Source organism: Salinicola sp. MH3R3-1 (assembly GCF_001937155.1).
In the GTDB taxonomy this organism is placed as follows: domain Bacteria; phylum Pseudomonadota; class Gammaproteobacteria; order Pseudomonadales; family Halomonadaceae; genus Salinicola; species Salinicola halophyticus.
The window spans coordinates 120,981-139,268 of sequence record NZ_MSDP01000017.1 but is presented as its reverse complement, the minus strand read 5'-3'; the positions used below and the strand labels follow the sequence as shown (position 1 = coordinate 139,268).

At 63.3% G+C, this 18,288-nt stretch carries 15 protein-coding genes; 12 read left to right on the top strand and 3 right to left on the bottom strand.

Annotated elements, in window-relative coordinates; all coding sequences use genetic code 11:
* Window positions 1-79: 79 nt before the first annotated feature.
* A complete protein-coding gene (locus BTW08_RS11285; protein WP_075562623.1) occupies window positions 80-910 on the bottom strand; it encodes a sulfurtransferase in 831 nt (276 codons plus the stop codon).
* A gap of 325 nt (window positions 911-1,235) precedes the next feature.
* On the opposite strand from BTW08_RS11285, the gene BTW08_RS11280 reads away from it, so the two are divergent.
* Window positions 1,236-2,552 carry an NCS2 family permease gene (locus BTW08_RS11280; RefSeq protein ID WP_075562622.1) on the top strand — a complete coding sequence of 439 codons (1,317 nt, stop codon included), beginning with the start codon at window positions 1,236-1,238 and terminating at the stop codon, window positions 2,550-2,552.
* A gap of 384 nt (window positions 2,553-2,936) precedes the next feature.
* On the opposite strand, the gene rsgA is transcribed toward BTW08_RS11280, so the two are convergent.
* Window positions 2,937-3,995, bottom strand: a complete 1,059-nt coding sequence (gene rsgA, locus BTW08_RS11275) for a small ribosomal subunit biogenesis GTPase RsgA (protein WP_075562621.1) — start codon at window positions 3,993-3,995, stop codon at window positions 2,937-2,939.
* Window positions 3,996-4,145: 150 nt separating this feature from the next.
* On the opposite strand from rsgA, the gene orn reads away from it, so the two are divergent.
* Window positions 4,146-4,715: an oligoribonuclease gene (gene orn / locus BTW08_RS11270; protein WP_075562620.1), complete on the top strand. Its 570-nt coding sequence runs from the start codon at window positions 4,146-4,148 to the stop codon at window positions 4,713-4,715.
* A 28-nt stretch (window positions 4,716-4,743) separates the two neighbouring features.
* Here orn and queG read toward each other — a convergent pair whose 3' ends face one another.
* On the bottom strand, window positions 4,744-5,835 hold the full coding sequence (gene queG / locus BTW08_RS11265; protein ID WP_075562619.1) for a tRNA epoxyqueuosine(34) reductase QueG: 1,092 nt from the start codon (window positions 5,833-5,835) through the stop codon (window positions 4,744-4,746).
* Between the two features lie 168 nt (window positions 5,836-6,003).
* Between queG and BTW08_RS11260 the strand changes: the two genes are divergently transcribed.
* The 10 genes from BTW08_RS11260 (at window position 6,004) to BTW08_RS11215 (ending at window position 18,203) form a co-directional block, all read left to right on the top strand.
* A complete protein-coding gene (locus tag BTW08_RS11260) occupies window positions 6,004-7,527 on the top strand; it encodes an NAD(P)H-hydrate dehydratase (RefSeq protein ID WP_075562618.1) in 1,524 nt (507 codons plus the stop codon).
* The gene (gene tsaE / locus BTW08_RS11255; RefSeq protein WP_075562617.1) at window positions 7,505-8,014 is read left to right on the top strand and encodes a tRNA (adenosine(37)-N6)-threonylcarbamoyltransferase complex ATPase subunit type 1 TsaE; all 510 of its coding nucleotides are present in this window, start codon (window positions 7,505-7,507) and stop codon (window positions 8,012-8,014) included. Before BTW08_RS11260 ends, tsaE begins: the two co-directional genes overlap by 23 nt.
* Before the next feature lie 176 nt (window positions 8,015-8,190).
* Complete coding sequence (locus tag BTW08_RS11250; protein ID WP_075562631.1) at window positions 8,191-9,612, top strand: N-acetylmuramoyl-L-alanine amidase; 1,422 nt, start codon at window positions 8,191-8,193, stop codon at window positions 9,610-9,612.
* A 45-nt stretch (window positions 9,613-9,657) separates the two neighbouring features.
* Window positions 9,658-11,643, top strand: coding sequence for a DNA mismatch repair endonuclease MutL (mutL, locus tag BTW08_RS11245; protein WP_075562616.1), 1,986 nt, complete (start codon window positions 9,658-9,660; stop codon window positions 11,641-11,643).
* A 33-nt stretch (window positions 11,644-11,676) separates the two neighbouring features.
* Window positions 11,677-12,657, top strand: a complete 981-nt coding sequence (miaA, locus tag BTW08_RS11240) for a tRNA (adenosine(37)-N6)-dimethylallyltransferase MiaA (RefSeq protein WP_246837712.1) — start codon at window positions 11,677-11,679, stop codon at window positions 12,655-12,657.
* Window positions 12,658-12,784: 127 nt separating this feature from the next.
* Window positions 12,785-13,036 (top strand): RNA chaperone Hfq, encoded by a 252-nt coding sequence (hfq, locus tag BTW08_RS11235; protein WP_075562615.1) that lies wholly within the window; start codon window positions 12,785-12,787, stop codon window positions 13,034-13,036.
* A gap of 14 nt (window positions 13,037-13,050) precedes the next feature.
* Window positions 13,051-14,373 (top strand): ribosome rescue GTPase HflX, encoded by a 1,323-nt coding sequence (hflX, locus tag BTW08_RS11230; RefSeq protein WP_075562614.1) that lies wholly within the window; start codon window positions 13,051-13,053, stop codon window positions 14,371-14,373.
* A 187-nt stretch (window positions 14,374-14,560) separates the two neighbouring features.
* On the top strand, window positions 14,561-15,808 hold the full coding sequence (gene hflK / locus BTW08_RS11225) for an FtsH protease activity modulator HflK (protein ID WP_075562613.1): 1,248 nt from the start codon (window positions 14,561-14,563) through the stop codon (window positions 15,806-15,808).
* Window positions 15,808-16,773 (top strand): protease modulator HflC, encoded by a 966-nt coding sequence (gene hflC, locus BTW08_RS11220; protein WP_075562612.1) that lies wholly within the window; start codon window positions 15,808-15,810, stop codon window positions 16,771-16,773. The genes hflK and hflC overlap by 1 nt, the downstream gene beginning before the upstream one ends.
* A 248-nt stretch (window positions 16,774-17,021) precedes the next feature.
* Window positions 17,022-18,203 (top strand): ATP phosphoribosyltransferase regulatory subunit, encoded by a 1,182-nt coding sequence (locus BTW08_RS11215; RefSeq protein WP_075562611.1) that lies wholly within the window; start codon window positions 17,022-17,024, stop codon window positions 18,201-18,203.
* The last annotated feature ends 85 nt before the right edge of the window (window positions 18,204-18,288 follow it).

Below are 18,288 nucleotides of genomic sequence, written 5' to 3'. Positions count from 1 at the left end.
CTACGAGCTACGAGCTACGAGCTACGAGCTACGATCTACGAGCTACGAGCTACGAGCTACGAGCTACGAGCTACTCGTACTATTTCTCGACGGGGGTATCGTCGCGATTGCCCCATTCCTTCCACGAGCCGGGGTAGGCGCGAACGTTGTCATAACCGAGCGCCTTGGCGGCGAGCCAGGTCAGCCCGCTGCGGTGGTGGGTCTGACAGTGGGTGACGATCTCCTTGTCCTGGGTCAGGCCGCGAGCTTCCAGTTCGGTGACGAGCTCCGCATAGTCGCGAAAACGCAGGTCGCGATCTTTATCCATCACGTCCAGCCAGTCGAAATTGACCGCGCCGGGAATATGCCCGAGCTGCCGGTTGTCGCCCTTCACGCCCCGATACTCTTCATCGGAACGGGCGTCCCAGATCGCGAGATCTGGGTCGTCGAGACGCTCGATCAGCTCCTCGCGCCGGATCTGGGCTCGAGGGTTGAGATAGGCCGCTTCGTATTCGCTGGCGGTGGGTGTTGCCGGCGTCGTGGCAACCGGCTGACCGTCGGCACGCCAGGCGTGAATGCCGCCGTTGAGATACGAGTAACGACGATGCCCGATCAGTTCCAGCGTCCACAGTAGACGCCCGGCCCAGCCGCCGCCCTCGTCGTCATAGGCGACGACATGGGTCTCCGGGGTCAGCCCAAGTTCGGAAAACAGCGCGCTCAGGGCGGCTTCGGAAGGCACATCGTTGGGCACTTCGCCCGTGCCGGCCAGCAGGCGACGGGACTCGAGGAAGATCGCACCCGGCACGTGACCCGATTCGTAGCTTTCGGCCTTGAGCGGAACGTCGATGATCAGCAGGTGTAGATCTTCGAGATGTTGCGCAAGCGTGGCCGGATCCACAATCAGCGGCAACTGAGGAATTTCCGAGCTCATGAGCGGTGACTCCTGTCGTGATCGTTTGTGTCGTGATCGTCATGCGGCGATGGCTACGATGATGGCACACACGCTCGCTTCTCGGGTAGCGACCCGATTGCAGGCGGGTGGCTGCAACGGAAGGATTCGTTATACTGCGCGCCGCTCGAGAGTGGTGCCAATACGCCGGTCCGGTCGTCCGTAAGAATCGGGCGGGATGTATTTTTGAACGGAATGGCTCCAGGACCTTTTTATTGGAACTAGTTTCGTATACAAAATTTACCGACGCGACTCGCGTTACCAATAACAATCATGATTGCCAGGAGATTGCTGCGTGCTTGAAAAAATGTTCTCTCTGCGCTCGCTGGGAACGACGGTCAAAACCGAGGTGCTGGCGGGCATCGCGACCTTCCTGGCGGCGATGTACATCATCGTGGTCAACCCCTCGATCCTTTCCAGTGCGGGTGTGCCGTTCGCCGGCGCGCTGACCGCCACCGTACTGATCAGCTTCTTCGGCAGCGTGATGATGGGTCTCTATGCGCGCAACCCGATCCTGGTCGCACCGGGCATGGGCATCAATGCGCTGTTCACCTACACCATGGTGTTGGGCGCGGGTATCGAATGGCAGACCGCGCTGGGCTGCGTATTCTGGTCCGGGGTGCTGTTCGGAATTCTGGCGCTGTTCAACGTGCGTCGCTACGTGGTCGATGCGATCCCGGCGACCCTGCGCCACGCCATCGCCTGCGGTATCGGGCTGTTCATCACCGTGATCGGGCTGGTCAATGCCGGCATGCTGGTCTCCAACCCGGCCACGGTGGTCGGCCTCGGCGAGATGACGCCGACCCTGGTCACCTTTCTGATCGGTCTCGGCATCACCGCGGTGCTGGTGGCAAAACGCCTGCAGGGTGCGCTGATTCTGGGTATCGTCGTCACCACGATCATCGCCATTCCCATCGGTCGTCTGTGGGGCGACGCCAGCGCCATGTCGCCCACCGGTTCGCCGACACTGGTCAACTTCCACGGCATCTTCGCCTGGCCCGATTTCGGCGCCATGGGGCAGGTCGATTTCCTCGGCGCGTTGTCGATCGCCTACTGGCCGTTCATCTTCGTGATTCTGTTCACCACCTTCTTCGATGCGATGTCGACCTTCATCGGCGTGTGTCAGGCGGGCAACCTGCTCGACGCTGACGGCGAGCCGCGCAACATTCGCCGCTCGATGATGGTGGACGCGGCCTCGGCATTGATCTCCGCGCCGCTAGGCACCAGCCCGGCCAATGCCTACGTGGAATCCGCCGCGGGTATCAGCCAGGGCGGGCGTTCAGGCTTGGTCGCCGTGGTCGCGGGGCTGCTGTTCCTGCCGTTTCTATTCTTGTCGCCGTTGCTGGCGCTGGTTCCCGCCATCGCTACCGCGCCGGCGCTGATCATGGTCGGGGTATTCATGCTGTCACCGATCCGGACCATCGACTGGCAGCAGTACGACGATGCCATTCCGGCCTTCGTGGCGATGATGTTGATCCCGCTGACCTATTCGATCACCCACGGGGTGGTGTTCGGCTTTCTGACCTTCGTGGTGGTCAAGGTCGGCGTGGGCAAGTCGAAGGAAGTGCGCCCGGCGATGTGGGTGCTGTTCTTCCTGTCCATTTTGATGTTGTTCGAGGGCTGATCCAGACGGCCTGCGCTCAGGCCGCTCTTAAGCAATCGCCGCATCTCAGGGCGCGGCGTTGCATTTATGAGCCTAGTTGATTTGCTCGAAGTCTCGCACCCTAGACGCCTTCCAGAACGGCGCTGAACGCAGAGCGTCGAGCCGGGTCTCGCGTCATGGATGACGCGAGAGGCGCGTTGGGCAGGATGCCCTTTCGCGCCGACCCGAGCGCAGACGCTCTAGCGTTCGGAGTCCGCCGTTCTGTGGCGTCAAAAAGGGGAGTTTGAGGGGCTTGCCCCTCAAGAGTAACGTGCAGGAGGACGGTAGCGGCTTCGTCAGTGGTGACCTGGTACTGTTTGAATGAGTCAGCTCAGGCATTTATGGATGATCAGATATCGCCGCGTCTCAGGACGCGGCGATGTCGTCTCTGATGCGCTGAAAACTGGCGAAACGTTGAGGATGGATATCGCCACGTTCGACGGCTCCCAGCAGGGCGCAACCGGGTTCCTGCCGATGGCGGCAGTCACGGAATCGGCAGTGGCCGAGATAGGGTCGGAATTCGATGAAGCCTTCGGCCAGTTCGCGCTCGTCGAGATGCCACAGGCCGAACTCGCGGATCCCGGGGGAGTCGATCAGATCGCCTCGTCGACTGCCTTCGGCTTCGGTTACGTCGAGATTCTCCGCAGGAGGTAACGGATAGAGCCGGGCGGTGGTGGTGGTGTGCTTGCCCTTGCGGGTGTCCGTCGACAGTTCGCCGATCCGCAGCGTCTCCTCGGGAAGCAGCTTGTCGATCAACGACGATTTGCCGACGCCGCTCTGACCGACGAATACCGAGGTGCGATTTGCCAGTTGACCGTGCAGGGCGTCGAGGCCGTGCTCACCGCGTGCCGAGGCTTCGATCAGCGGATAGCCCAGCGCATCGTAGCGTCTCAGCCAGTCGCGCAGCGCGCCACCCTCATCGGGTAGTAGATCGCTCTTGTTGAGCACCAGCACCGGCGGAATGCCGGTGCTCTCGGCGGCGACCAGATAACGATCGATCAGGTTGGGATGCGGTTCCGGTTCGACCGCGACGACGATCAGGATCTGATCGATATTGGCGGCAACCGGGCGCAACTGGCCGTGGGTGTCGGGGCGCTCGAGCACGCTGTGGCGCTCGCCCCGGGCAACTACGACGCCGCTGCCATCGTTGGCCTGACGCCAGATCACCTGGTCGCCGGTCACCAGCCCTTCGAGATTGGCGCGCAGGTGGCAGCGGTGGAGGCGAATCTGATCGTCTTCGACGGATTCGACCTCCAGCGAACGGCCGAAGTGCGCGGCGACCCGTCCGGGGCGCTCGCTGCCGTATTCGCCGGCATCGAGGCGGCCGCTGTCGCGCTCGTCCTTTTTTGACGCTCGTTCGGTGCGTTCTGCCTGAATCTTCTCCACACGCCAGCGCTGTTGGCGGGTCAGTTTGCGGCGGCTCATGGCTTATGATGACTCATGGTTGTCGTTGTCTGGCGGATGGGTTTGCTCTCCCGTTGTGCCCTGAGGGTAGAATGGCGGGCATTGTAGCCTTTACCGTCTTGCCGTGTCCGCCCGCGTTCCTTGCCGGGCTACACCAACCTGGAGTCGTTCATGTCTGACCCATCCACTTCAAGCGCCCGCCGTGACCTGCTGGTCTGGATCGATCTGGAAATGACCGGTCTCGATCCCGATCGAGAGCGCATCATCGAGGTGGCAACATTGATCACCGATGGCGATCTGAACCTGATCGCCGAGGGGCCGGTACTGGCCGTGCACCAGCCGGCGTCGCTGCTCGAAGGCATGGATGCCTGGAACCAGAAGACCCACGGCGAATCCGGCCTGATCCAACGAGTTGGTGAAAGCACCGTCGATACCTCGGAAGCGGAGCGCCGTACGCTGGAATTTCTGGCGACCTACGTCGAGCCCGGCAGCTCGCCGGTATGCGGCAACAGCGTGCATCAGGATCGCCGCTTCATGGAAAGAGAGATGCCGACGCTCAACAATTTCTTTCATTACCGCAATCTGGATGTTTCGACGTTGAAGGAGCTGGCCAAACGCTGGAATCCGGCGGCGGCGAGCAGCTTCACCAAGCAGAACACGCATCAGGCGCTGGACGACATTCGGGAATCGTTGGCGGAACTCAAGCACTATCGCGAGACTTTCCTCAAGTTGCCGAGCTGAACGCTGGCCCCGGCATCGTCGCAAGACATCAGGCGCTGGCGATACGTGCCTCGCGCTTGGTGCGTTGCTCTTCCAGCGCCCAGCGCACATGTTCGCGCACCAGATCCGAGGGGTAGGCGAGACGCGCCCGGAGCGCGCTCTCGACGCGCTCGCTCCAGGGCGCATTACCCAGCCCGATGGCGAGATTGCGAAGCCAGCGCTGATAGCCGATGCGTCGGATCGGACTGCCTTCGGTGCGCTTGAGAAATTCGATCTCGCTCCAGGCGAACAGATCGATCAGCTCGGCCCGGTCGAGGTCGTGGCGCGGGGCGAAATCCGGCTCGGTGCTGGCGCGGGTGAAACGGGTGAAAGGGCAGAACAGCTGGCAGTCGTCGCAGCCGTAGACACGATTGCCCATGGCCCGGCGAAACTCGGTGGGGATGCTGCCGTGGAGCTCGATGGTTAGATACGAGATGCAGCGCCGGGCGTCGATCACCTTGTCGTCGATGATGGCGTCCGTCGGGCAGGCCGTCTGACAGCTGGAGCAGGAACCGCAGTGATCGCGCTCGAAGGGCGGGTCCACCGGTAGCGGCAGATCGGTATACAGTTCGCCGAGAAAGAACAGCGAACCTGCCTGGGGGTTGAGCAGCATGGCGTTCTTGCCGAACCAGCCGAGCCCGGCCTTTTGGGCCAAAGCGCGCTCCATCACCGGCGCCGAGTCGACGAAGGCGCGGTAGCCGATCTCGCCGACTTCGTCCTCGATTCTGCGGGCCAGTTGATCGAGACGCTTGCGGATCAGTTTGTGATAGTCGCGGCCGAGGGCGTAGCGTGAAACATACGCTTTCTGCGGTTGTCCGAGTATCTTGGTGGTTTCGACCTCGGGCGGCAGATAATCCATGCGCGCGCTGAGCACGCGTAACGTTCCGGGCACGAGTTCCTGAGGCCGCGTGCGTTTGTTGCCGTGCTTGGCCATGTAGTGCATCTCGCCGTGATGCCCGGCTTCCAGCCAGCGCTGCAGGTAGCGCTCATGGTTCGACAGATCGGTATCCGTGATACCGATCGCCTGGAAGCCGAGTTCTCGTCCCCACTGCTTGATGCGTGAGGCGAGCTCATTGAGATCGATGCTGGGTGGCTGTGACATACCGCCGAAACGCTGATGGGGATGGGGGCGCTACCCTACACCACTCTTCAGTTTGACGTCAGCCGAACGTCGTCCGCATTGGCGTTCGGCAGCACCGGTCATCATGGGTTGCGTTTATCCATGGCCTCCGGGGTCATCTGCAATTTTTGGAAGACGACAGGAGTCACGATGTCCGCTTCTTTCTCTCAGCGCCCGCTCTATCTTGCCGATCAGGTGCGCGAACTGGATCGCCGAGCCCTCGAAGCCGAGGGGGACAGCTTCGCGTTGATGCGGCGTGCCGGTGAATCGGCCTACGACACGCTGCGCGCCCGATGGCCTCAGCTACGTCGTCTATGCGTGCTGTGCGGCGGTGGCAACAATGGTGGCGACGGTTATGTCATCGCGGCGCTGGCCGTCGCCGATGGTCTGATGGTCGATCTGGTGGCTCTCAAGCCGGTTGCCGAGCTCGAGGGCAGCGCGCGAAAAGCGGCAGCGCTGGCAGCGGAGGCCGGTGTCGTGCCGGTAGCGTGGGAGGATGGGCTGACCCTCGACGGCGAGCTGATGATCGACGCGATGCTGGGTACCGGCGCTCAAGGAGCTCCTCGCGAGCCCTATGACGCCGCGATCGCCGAGGTCAATGCCAGCGGCTGCCCGGTGCTGGCCATCGATGTGCCGTCCGGCGTCGATGTCGATACCGGCCATGTCGAAGCCGAGGCGATCAAGGCGACGCTGACGATCACCTTCATCGGCGACAAGTTCGGGCTGCATACCGGCGCGGCGCTCGACGTGGTCGGGGAGGTCATCCATGCCACGCTCGGCGTGGACCCCCTGCGGCATGGCGATATCGTGCCGGTCGCCTGGCGGCAGGATCGCCAGGATCTGGCAACGGCGCTGCCGCCGCGATCACCCAATAGCCACAAGGGCAGTCACGGCCACGTGCTGGTGGTAGCCGGTGCGCCGGGTATGGGCGGCGCCGCGCTGATGACCAGCGAGATGGCGGCGCGGGTCGGGGCCGGCAAGGTCAGCCTGGCCACCGATGCCGCGCATGTCTCGGCCAGCCTGACCCGGTTTCCCGAAATCATGGCGCGAGGCGTGCGCGGCGCGCCGGACCTCGAACCGCTGGTCGAGGCTGCTGATATCCTCGCCGTAGGCCCGGGAATCGGCAGCGATGCCTGGGGCCAGGCTGCGCTGCAGAGCGTGCTCGCGGCAGGCAAACCTTGCGTGGTCGACGCCGACGCGCTCAATCTGCTGGCGCGCGATGCGACCCAGCGCCGCCGCGACGACTGGATCCTGACGCCGCATCCCGGCGAGGCAGGGCGCCTGCTGGGGATTTCCACCGCCGAGGTTCAGCAGGATCGGCGTTGCGCCGTCGTTGCCCTGCAGCGGCGATGGGGCGGGACGATCGTACTCAAGGGCGCGGGCACGCTGGTCTACGACGGCGAACGGCTCACGCTGTGCCCGTTCGGCAACCCCGGCATGGCCAGTGGTGGCATGGGCGATGCGCTGACCGGCATCATCGCCGGGTTGGTCGGCCAGCTCTCCTCGCTCGGCGAGGCGGCGAGGGTCGGGGTGCTGCTGCATGCGTTGGCGGCCGACGCTGCCGCCCTGGATGGCGGCGAGCGTGGTTTGCTGGCGACCGATCTGGCATCCTATGCGCGAACTTTGGCCAACCCTCAACCATTTCCGAGTCATGCCGATCATTCTCAACGATGAAGCCGCCCAGGTAGCCTTGGGAGAATCCCTGGGCCGGGCGCTGGCCGGTCGCGGCCAGGTTCACCTGATCGGTGATCTCGGCGCCGGCAAGACCACGCTGGCGCGGGGCATACTGCGTGCCTGTGGTCATGCCGGTGCCGTCAAGAGCCCGACCTATACACTCGTCGAGCCCTACGAGACCGCCACGGGCTGCGTCTACCATCTCGATCTCTATCGCCTGGGCGATCCCGAGGAGCTGGAGTTCATCGGTGCGCGCGACATGCTTGGCGGCGACGCGCTGTGTCTGATCGAATGGCCCAGCCGCGGCGCTGGCTGGTTGCCGGTGCCGGACCTGGAGCTCCATCTCGAGGTGGTGGCTGGTGGCCGCCAAGCGCTGGCAAGGGCGCGGAGCCCGCGTGGGCACGCCGTGCTGGCTAGCCTGCCGGTGGAGTTGCGCGATTCGATGAGCGGTGAAGTACCCGTCAGTCACAAGGAAGATGAATGCTGAAAGATGTTCGAGAGATATCGCCCACGACCGCGACTTCACCGTGCGATGTCTCGACGCGATACCGTGTTGGCGTTTTGAGGGCGCTGCTGCCACTGACGCTGCTGGTGACCTTCGTGACGGGGTGGATTCGACGCGGCGGCGATCGGATCCGGAATTTCGAAATCGGTCGTCGGTTGATGGTCGCACTGGCCTCGCTGTGCTGTCTCGGGGTTGTCGGCCAGGCCCAGGCGGTCAACGTGGATAACCTACGCTTATGGTCGGCGCCGGATCACGTGAGGCTGGTGTTCGACATGTCAGGGCCGGTCAACGCCAATGTCTTTACTCTCGATAATCCCGATCGAGTCGTCATCGATCTCGACCGCACCGATCTGAACTTCGACATTGACAAGCTCGAGCTGGACGACAGCGCCATTTCCAAGGTGCGCACCGGTGTGCGCGAAAGTGGCGGGCTGCGTGTCGTGCTCGATGTCGACCGCGCCGTCGTCCCCAAGAGTTTTACCCTGCCGCCCAACGAGCAGTACAGCGATCGTCTGGTGGTCGATCTCGATTATCCTGGCGCCAGCGCGGTCAAGGATCCCATCGATCCCATCGAGGCGATGATCCGCGATCAGGAAATTGCCGCGAAGCGGGCACAGACCGAAGCGGTTGCCGAGGGTAACCCGCAGAAGGCCGAAGCGGTGGCATCGACCGCCGAAGCGCAGCCCCACCCCAAGCGCGACATCATCGTTGCCGTCGATCCCGGTCATGGGGGCGAGGACCCAGGCGCCTCGGGGCCGGACGGTACGCATGAGAAGGACATCGTGCTGCAGATCGCCCGCAAGGTGAAGCAGCGCTTCGACCAGACGCCGGGGTTCAAGGCGTTTCTGACCCGGGATAGTGACTATTACGTTGGCTTGCGTCAGCGCACCCTGATCGCCCGCCAGCAGAAAGCGGATTTCTTCGTCTCGATTCACGCCGACGCGGTGCGCAGCAGGCAGCCTTATGGCAGCTCGGTCTATGCCCTGTCTCAAGGTGGCGCGACCTCGGAGAACGCGCGTTGGCTGGCGGCCAGCGAGAACCAGTCCGACCTGATCGGCGGCGTCGACGGCAGTCTCAGCCTCGATGACAAGGACGAGGTGCTGCGCGGCGTGCTGCTCGACCTGACCATGACCGCGACGATGAACGACTCGCTGGCGACGGGCGGTCAGGTGCTCGACCAGCTCGGGCGAATCAACAAGCTGCACAAGTCCAGCGTCGAGCAGGCGGGCTTCGTGGTGCTGAAATCGCCGGATATTCCGTCACTGCTGGTCGAAACCGGCTTCATTTCCAATCCGCGTGAAGAGGCACAGCTCAAGTCGTCGGCGCACCAGGCCAAGCTGGCCCAGGCCATCTACGAGGGTATCGTCGCGCACTTCAAGCAGCATCCGCCGCCCTCGAGCCTGCTGGCGTGGCAGCGCGATCAGGGCCGCGGCAGCGCCAGTAACGAGTATCGCGTCAAGGGCGGCGACACGCTGTCCCAGGTGGCGTCCAGTCATCGCATCAGCATGAAGGCGCTGAAGCAGGCCAACGGTCTGGACAGCGATATTCTTCGGGTGGGCCAGGTGTTGACCATTCCATGAGGCCGAGTTCTGCTCGGGAGCGTAGCAACGCACGGGAGTTCGCTGATGGCTGAGTCATCACGCATCCGCATTCTCGATCCCCGGCTGGCCAACCAGATTGCCGCCGGCGAGGTGGTCGAGCGGCCGGCCTCGGTGGTCAAGGAGATTGTCGAGAACGCCATCGACGCCGGTAGCCGACGCATCGAGGTCGAGCTCGAGGCGGGCGGTTCACGATTGATCCGGGTGCGCGACGACGGCATCGGCATCGGCGCGGACGATCTGCCACTGGCGCTTTCGCGTCACGCCACCAGCAAGATCGCCTCGCTCGACGATCTGGAGGATGTGTCCAGCCTGGGCTTCCGCGGCGAAGCGCTGGCATCGATCAGCTCGGTATCGCGTCTGGAGTTGATCTCCAATGCTGCCGATGATCCGTCAGGGGGCTGGCGTGTCGTCGCCGAAGGCCGGCAGATGGAGCCCCGGGTCACGCCGGCGCCGCATCCTCGCGGCACCTCGGTGTTGGTGCGCGACCTGTTTTTCAATACGCCGGCGCGGCGCAAGTTCCTGCGTACCGAAAAGACCGAATTCGGCCACGTCGAGGAGGCCTTTCGGCGCCTGGCGCTATCGCGTTTCGACATCACCTGGCTGCTGCGTCACAACCAGAAAGTGGTGCATCAGCTGCCCGGCGTGGCGGTGGATCAGGCCGGCCGGGAGCGGCGAATCAGCGCGATGCTGGGCAAACGCTTTCTGAACGAAGCGTTGTTCGTCGACCTGGAGGCGACGGGGCTGCGGCTGTGGGGCTGGGTTGGCCAGCCGACCTATTCGCGGGCGCAGGCCGATCAGCAGTACTTCTTCGTCAACGGCCGTATCGTCAGGGACCGCCTGGTCGCACACGCCATTCGTCAAGCCTATCGTGACGTGATGTTCCATGGGCGCCACCCGGTATTCGTGCTGTATCTGGAGCTCGATCCACGGGTGGTGGACGTCAACGTGCATCCGACCAAGCATGAAGTGCGCTTTCGCGATGGCCGTCTGGTTCACGACTTCCTGTTTTCGAGCCTGCATCGCGCCTTGGCTTCGGTGAAGCCCAACGACAGCGAGGCGGGCGCGGGCGACGAGTCGGCGAGCGTCGACCAAGGGCAGGCGAATAGCCCGCTGGTCGGCCCGGATGGCGCTACCCAAGGCAGTTCGGACTGGCAGCAGCAACGCATGTCCCTGGCCGGGCAGCACGGAGGCGGCGCGGGATCGTATTCGTCGAGCCCTGAATCGCAGCGGGCGGATCGTCCTGCCGCGCAGCGAATCCGCGAATTCATGGCCGGCTACCACGCGCTGCATCCGGATCACGAATCGTCGTTGCTCACTCCACGTGCCGATGGTGCAGGTGCGCCCGGCGGTGAGGCCGCCGATGTGGCGCTCGGGGAGCGGCCGGCAGCGGCGGTGACGACGCTTGCGCAAACCGATGATACCCAGGCGCCCCCGCTGGGCTACGCGGTGGCCCAGCTGCACGGTGTGTACATTCTGTCGCAGACCGAGCGGGGCATGGTGATCGTCGATATGCACGCCGCCCACGAGCGCATCGTCTACGAACGCATGAAACAACAGATTCACGCCGGTGCACTCGACGCGCAACCGCTGCTGGTGCCGGTATCGATGGCGGTCAGTGCCGGCGAGGCCGAAGTCGCCGAACAGGAACGCGAGGCGTTTGCCCGGCTGGGAGTGTCGCTCGATGCCGCCGGTCCCGAAACGCTGTTGATCCGACAGGTTCCGGCGCTGCTGGCAGACGCCGATATCGAACCGCTGATCCGCGACATGCTCGGCGATCTCGAGCGCTATGGCCGCTCTGACCGGCTCGAGACGCGCATCAACGAGCTGCTCAGTACCATGGCCTGCCACGGCAGCGTCCGCGCCAATCGACTGCTGACGCTGCCCGAAATGAACGCGCTGCTGCGCGACATGGAGCGCACCGAGCGCAGCGGTCAGTGCAATCATGGCCGGCCCACCTGGACCGAGATGTCGATGACGCAGCTCGACAAGTTATTCCTCCGTGGCCAGTGATCGAGGGCGCCCTTGCGCGAGGATGGTGATCGCGTGAACGACGAGACCCCTGATAATTCGGTGCCAACCGGCTCGGGACGCGATAATCGACCGCCGGCGATTCTGCTGCTTGGCCCCACGGCCTCCGGCAAGACCGATAACGCGATCGCGCTGCATCAGCGCTTCGGCACCGAGCTGATCAGCGTCGACTCGGCGATGGTCTATCGCGGCATGGATATCGGTACGGCCAAGCCTTCCGCCGACGAGCTGGCACGAGCGCCACATCGGCTAATCGATATTCGCGATCCTGCCGAGATCTACACAGCTGCGGATTTCCGTGTCGATGCACTTCGCGAGATGGAGGCGATAACCGCCTGCGGCAAAATGCCGCTGCTGGTGGGCGGGACGATGATGTACGCCAAGCGCCTGATAGAGGGCGTCGCCGCCATGCCGGGTGCAGATCCGGCGTTGCGCGAGCAGTTGCACCATCGCGGCGAGCACGAGGGCTTCGAGGCCCTCCATGAAGAGCTTTCCCGGGTCGATCCCCAGGCGGCGCAGGCCATCCACCCGCGCAATCGTCAGCGCCTGATCCGGGCGCTGGAAGTCTATCTCGTCAGCGGCGTGACGCTGTCCGAGCACTGGCAGCGTCAGCAGCGCGAAAACTTTCCCTGGCGTCTGTTGTCCATAGCTCTCGCACCGGCTGAGCGTCACGTACTGCATGAGCGTATCGCGACGCGCTTCGATGCCATGCTCGCCGATGGTTTTCTCGAGGAAGTGGCTACATTGAAGCAGCGGGGCGATCTTCACGCCGATTTACCGTCGATGCGCAGCGTCGGTTATCGTCAGGCCTGGCAGTATCTGGAAGGTGTCCATGATCGGGACACGCTGCGAGAGCAGGGTATCGCCGCCACTCGTCAGCTGGCCAAGCGGCAACTGACCTGGTTGCGGCGCTGGCCAGAGCTGCACTGGGTCGATAGCTGCGCGTCGGACGTGGGTGAGCAGATTGCGAAAATCGTGCGTGACCAAGGCAGTTAGCGTAAAATGGCGGGCTTCGTCGAGACGGATGCCGGAAGCATGCAATGCGCCCGGCGTGATGCCGAGTCAGAACGAAGCGCCGCGCAACTAAAACAGCACCACTCATAACAGCATTAGGGAGAGCAACATGTCCAAAGGACAGTCCCTTCAGGATCCGTACCTGAATATTCTGCGCAAGGAGCGCATCCCGGTGTCCATTTTTCTGGTCAACGGCATCAAGTTGCAGGGGCAGATCGAGTCTTTCGATCAGTTTGTCATCCTGTTGCGCAACACCGTCAGTCAGATGGTTTACAAGCACGCCATTTCGACGGTCGTACCGTCCCGCAATGTCCGGTTGCCGCCGCAGGATCCCGCCGCTGCGCCCGGACTCGATAGCTAATCGAGAGGTAGTGATTGTTTTTCGAACGTCCCGACGCCGGCGAAACGGCGATTCTGGTCCATGTGGACTTCCAGGACGAGCAGGAACGCGAAGACTCGGGTGAACTCCTCGAGTTGGTGCGCTCTGCCGGGGCGGAGTCGGCTTCCCTGATTCAGGGGAGTCGGCGCCGCCCCGACCCTCGTTATTTCATCGGCAGTGGCAAGCTTGAGGAGGTCAAGACCGCTCTCAAGACCCACCAGGCCGAACTGGTCATTTTCAATCATGCCCTGTCTCCCTCCCAGCAGCGTAATATCGAGCGCACGCTCGAATGTCGCGTGCTCGATCGAACGGGGCTGATTCTCGATATCTTCGCGCAACGTGCGCGCACCCATGAAGGCAAGCTTCAGGTCGAACTGGCCCAGCTCGAATACATGTCCACGCGGCTGGTACGCGGCTGGACTCACCTCGAGCGTCAGAAGGGCGGTATCGGCCTGCGCGGCCCCGGTGAAACCCAGCTCGAGACCGACCGCCGGCTGCTGCGCGGCCGGATCAAGTCGATCAACAAGCGTCTCGAGAAGGTTCGCAAGCAGCGCGATCAGAATCGGCGTGCCCGGGCCCGGGCCGAAATACCGAGCGTATCGCTGGTCGGTTATACCAACGCTGGCAAATCGACGCTGTTCAATGCGATCACCTCGGCGGAGGTCTACGCCGCCGATCAGCTGTTCGCGACGCTCGATCCCACGCTGCGGCGCCTGGATGTGCCGGATGTCGGCGATGTCGTGCTGGCGGATACGGTGGGGTTCATTCGCCATCTGCCGCACAAGCTGGTCGAGGCCTTCCGCGCCACGCTGCAGGAGGCCACCGAGGCCAGCCTGATCGTGCATGTGATCGATGCCGCCGATCCCGACCGTGAGCTCAATGTCGCCCAGGTCGACAGCGTGCTGTCCGAAATCGACGCCGACGACGTACCGCGGCTGCTGGTGATGAACAAGATCGATCGGCTGGGCTCTTCGCCGCGGATCGAGCGCGACGATCACGGATTTCCGCAGGTGGTCTGGCTGTCGGCGCGCGACGGTGAGGGCCTCGACCTGCTGCGCGAGGCGCTCGGCGAATGGCTGGCCGAGGATATTCTCGATATCCGCTTGACGCTGACGCCCGAGCAAGGTCGACTACGAGCGGCGCTGCACGAATCGCAAGCCGTACAAAACGAAACGTTCGACGAGCACGGCCGCTCGAATCTGGAGATTCGCTTGCCCCGGCGGGAGTTTATGCAGATGATGGCTCGCTTGGATGAACGCGCCGATGATTACTTGCCCGCCTCGGAAAAAACGCCGGTTGCCGATTGGGAACAGGTCTGAGGTGAGGAAAACTACGCGGGGGAGCTTCGTGGTCTGATGATCAGGCCCGAAGATGCAGGCCAAGAGCGATTCGACATCAGTTCGAACTGACCTTTTGCACGCCAGTGCACCGCCACGGCGGCTCCCGATGCCATGCGTAACGCTTTGGCCTGACGCAACGCTTTGACTGCATCATTGGAGACTAGGTATGGCTTGGAATGAGCCTGGTGGTGGCAACAACCAACAGGACCCCTGGGGTGGCGGTGGGGGCCGGCGCCCGAGTGGTAATGATGGCAAAAATGGCGGTGGCAACAACGGCGGAAGAAACCAGGGTCCGCCGGACCTCGATGAGGCCCTGAAAAAATTTCAGGACAAGATCAACCGCCTGCTGGGCGGCCGCGGCAAGCGTTCCGGTTCGGGCGGTGGTTCCGGCGGCGACGGGTCCGATGGCCGCAAGCGCAACCCTTTCATACTGCCGATTCTAGTGCTGATCGTCGCGCTGGTGATCTGGGCCGGATCCGGCTTCCATCTGATCGACCAGTCCGAGCGCGGTGTGGTATTCCGACTTGGCAAGTACACCGACACTCTGAATCCGGGGCTGCACTGGAATCCGCCGATCATCGATCGCGTGGACAACGTCAACGTGACCAGTATTCGCTCGGCAACGCAGACGGATTCGATGCTGACCAGCGATGAGAACATCGTTCACGTCAGTGTCTCCGCGCAATACGTGGTCAGCGATTCGCATGCGTTTCTGGTCAACGTCAACGAGCCGGAGATGACGCTGCAGAATGCCATGGATTCCGCGTTGCGCCAGGAAGTCGGCAACATGCATCTTCAGGAGATCCTGACCACGGGTCGTGATCGCTTGGGGCAGCGGGTCTTCGAGCGCTTGACGGCCTATATGGAAGCCTACGGCACCGGCCTGCGACTGCAGACGGTCAACGTCGAGTCGACCGCGCCGCCGGATCAGGTTCAGAACGCCTTCGACGATGTCATTCGTGCCCGGGAAGAGCGCCAGCGCTCGATCAACCAGGCCAACGCCTACAGTCAGGCGGTGGTGCTCGAAGCCAAGGGGCAGCAGCGGCGTCTGATCGAGGAAGCCGACGGTTACAAGGCGGCTTCGGTCTCCGATGCCACGGGTCAGACCAATCGCTTCAACTCGTTGCTGGGTGAGTATCAGCAGGCGCCGGATGTGACGCGTGAGCGTCTCTATCTCGAAACCATGAGCCAGGTACTCAGCAAGACTCCCAAGGCGCTCGTCGATCTCGGCGACGCCAACGGGGTGACCGTGCTGCCGCTCAACCAGATGCAGGCCGGTGGCAACAGCAGCAAGAGCGATTCCTCGTCGATGAGCATGCAACAGCTCGAACAGATATCACGACAGGTAGTCGATCACATGAATAGTGGCTCGCAGCAGCCGACGCGTAGTTCCAGCCTGCGGGAGGGTCGCTAATGTTTAACAATCGCGCCCTGATTGGGGTCATCGTTCTGGCACTGCTGGCATGGTTTGCCAGTGCCAGCTTCTACGTCGTCAACGAAACCGAGCGTGCCATCAAGCTGCGTTTCGGCGAAGTGATCGAGAACGATATCGGCCCCGGCCTGCACTTCAAGCTGCCGGTGTTCAACACCGTGCGGATCTTCGATGTGCGCGTGCAGACGGTCGACTCCAGCGCGACACGCTATCTGACGGCGGACTCCAAGGCGGTCATCGTCGACTCTTTCGTGAAATGGAAGATCGCCGATCCGCAGCAGTTCTACGAAGCGACGCGGGGGGATATTCAGGTGGCCGAGAACCTGATTGCGCCGCGAACCGACGAAGCGTTGCGTAACAAGTTCGGTCAGACTGAAATGTCCTCGATCATTCAGGAGCGAATCGCCGCCGAGAGCGACGACAAGGAACTGCCAGGCAAGGACAAGGGCCCCGACACTGTCGAGGGCGCCCGGGAAGAGCTGATGGTCGAGCCGGTGCAGCAGCTCGATCAGGCGATGCGTGACGAGTTGGGGGTCCATATCCTCGACATTCGCGTCAAGCGCATCGAGCTCCCGCCCGAGGTGACCCAGGCTGTCTACGAGCGGATGAACTCCGAGCGTGAACAGGCAGCGCGAACCTATCGTGCGGAAGGGTCCCAGCAGGCCGAGGCGATCCGTGCCGATGCCGATCGCCAGCGCCAGGAAATTCTGGCCGACGGTCGTCAGCAGGCGGAAACCACCCGCGGTGAAGGCGATGCACAGGCGGCGAAGATCTACGCCAGTGCCTATCAGCAGGCTCCGGACTTCTTCTCGTTCTATCGCTCCATGCAGGCCTATCGCGACAGCTTCAGCGGCGAAGGCAAGGACTTGCTGGTGCTGAGCCCGGATAGCAATGACTTCTTCCGGTATCTGAAAGACCCTACACCTGCGGCTTCGACTTCGCCTTGAGGGGGGAATGGGGAGTGTAGGAAATCGAACGCCCGCGGGATTTCCCCGCGGGCGTTTCGTGATATCATGATATAGCCGGGTTTCGCCCGGCTTTTTTGTGCGGCATGCATTAGCACGGCGCGTTCCTGGCGGCCTCTTTTTTCGCTCGGGAGCCGGCCGCGCGAGGGCTTGTGCCGCGACTATCATGGCATGGCGGGACGGCTATTCACCGTCCAGTCATCCCCGAATTAGCTGGGCAGGATAGGCTCATGACGATCGCTGACCGCTGGTTGCTGCCCGACGGCATGGATGAAGTCCTGCCGCCGCAGGCTACCCGGATGGAGGAGTTGCGTCGGACGCTGCTCGACCTTTACGACCGCTGGGGCTATGACCTGGTCATGCCGCCGCCGGTCGAGTTCCTCGACTCGCTGCTGACCGGTACCGGCACCGATCTCGACTTGCAGACATTCAAGCTGACTGATCAGCTCACCGGCCGAATGATGGGCGCCAGTGCCGACGTGACCCCCCAGGTCTCGCGGATGGACGCGCACTCGCTGAAGCGTCAGGGGCCGGTACGTCTGTGCTACTGCACGACGGTATTGCGGGCTCAGGCTGACAAGCATCAGGGCGGTCGGAGTCCGATGCAGGTCGGTGTCGAACTGTTCGGACACGCCGGGCTGGAAGCCGATATCGAAGTGCTGCGCCTGGCGCTGTCGAGTCTCGAGGCGGCGGGCGCCAGCAAGGTTCATCTGGCGCTGAGCCATATCGCGATCTATCGCGAGCTGGTGCGGGCTGCCGACTGGCGTGCCGACGTCGAGCGGGCGCTGTTCGACGCCATCGAGCGCAAGGCGTTCACCGTCGTCGACGAGCTGGTGGCGGCCAACGTCGAGGACGCCAATCTGGCGCGCATGCTCAGCGAGCTGCCGCGTCTTCACGGCGGGGCGGAAATCCTCGAGCACGCCCGCGTGGTACTGGCCGAAGCGCCGAGTGCCGTGCAGGAGGCGCTGGAGCAGCTAGTACGGTTGCATCGCGGTGTCGCCGCCGAGCATCCAGAGGTGTCGCTCTACTTCGATCTGGCCGAGCTCAGAGGCTATCAGTATCACACCGGAATGGTGTTCGCCGCTTACGTGCCGGGTTACGGTCAGGCCTTGAGCAAAGGCGGTCGCTATGACGATACCGGGCAGGCTTTCGGCCGGGCCCGACCGGCCACCGGGTTCTCCATGGACCTCAAGCAGCTCGCGACGCTGGCCGAACGGGAGCCGCCGACGGATGGTATCTGGGCGCCCAGTGAGCAGGATGCCGCGCTCAATGACGCGGTCAGCCGCCTGCGGGCCCAGGGCGAGCGGGTCATCCAGGCGCTGCCCGGTCAGCGCACGGGTCCGGAGTCACATCGCTGCAATCGTCACTTGGTGCGCCAAGCGGACGAATGGCGTGTGGCGCCGCTGAACTAGGCTGACGTCGGCAGAGGCCGATGCCGGTACCGAAAACGGATCGCGAGGCATGACGAGTTCGCGACGGGTTGATCGAGAGACGAGA

Coding starts and splice junctions, on each gene's coding strand:
- queG (WP_075562619.1), bottom strand. CDS start 5,835: ATGTCACAGCCACCCAGCATCGATCTCAATGAGCTCGCCTCACGCATC.
- BTW08_RS11215 (WP_075562611.1), top strand. CDS start 17,022: ATGACGATCGCTGACCGCTGGTTGCTGCCCGACGGCATGGATGAAGTC.
- BTW08_RS11250 (WP_075562631.1), top strand. CDS start 8,191: ATGGTCGCACTGGCCTCGCTGTGCTGTCTCGGGGTTGTCGGCCAGGCC.
- hflK (WP_075562613.1), top strand. CDS start 14,561: ATGGCTTGGAATGAGCCTGGTGGTGGCAACAACCAACAGGACCCCTGG.
- BTW08_RS11285 (WP_075562623.1), bottom strand. CDS start 910: ATGAGCTCGGAAATTCCTCAGTTGCCGCTGATTGTGGATCCGGCCACG.
- mutL (WP_075562616.1), top strand. CDS start 9,658: ATGGCTGAGTCATCACGCATCCGCATTCTCGATCCCCGGCTGGCCAAC.
- BTW08_RS11280 (WP_075562622.1), top strand. CDS start 1,236: ATGTTCTCTCTGCGCTCGCTGGGAACGACGGTCAAAACCGAGGTGCTG.
- hflC (WP_075562612.1), top strand. CDS start 15,808: ATGTTTAACAATCGCGCCCTGATTGGGGTCATCGTTCTGGCACTGCTG.
- hfq (WP_075562615.1), top strand. CDS start 12,785: ATGTCCAAAGGACAGTCCCTTCAGGATCCGTACCTGAATATTCTGCGC.
- BTW08_RS11260 (WP_075562618.1), top strand. CDS start 6,004: ATGTCCGCTTCTTTCTCTCAGCGCCCGCTCTATCTTGCCGATCAGGTG.
- rsgA (WP_075562621.1), bottom strand. CDS start 3,995: ATGAGCCGCCGCAAACTGACCCGCCAACAGCGCTGGCGTGTGGAGAAG.
- orn (WP_075562620.1), top strand. CDS start 4,146: ATGTCTGACCCATCCACTTCAAGCGCCCGCCGTGACCTGCTGGTCTGG.
- tsaE (WP_075562617.1), top strand. CDS start 7,505: ATGCCGATCATTCTCAACGATGAAGCCGCCCAGGTAGCCTTGGGAGAA.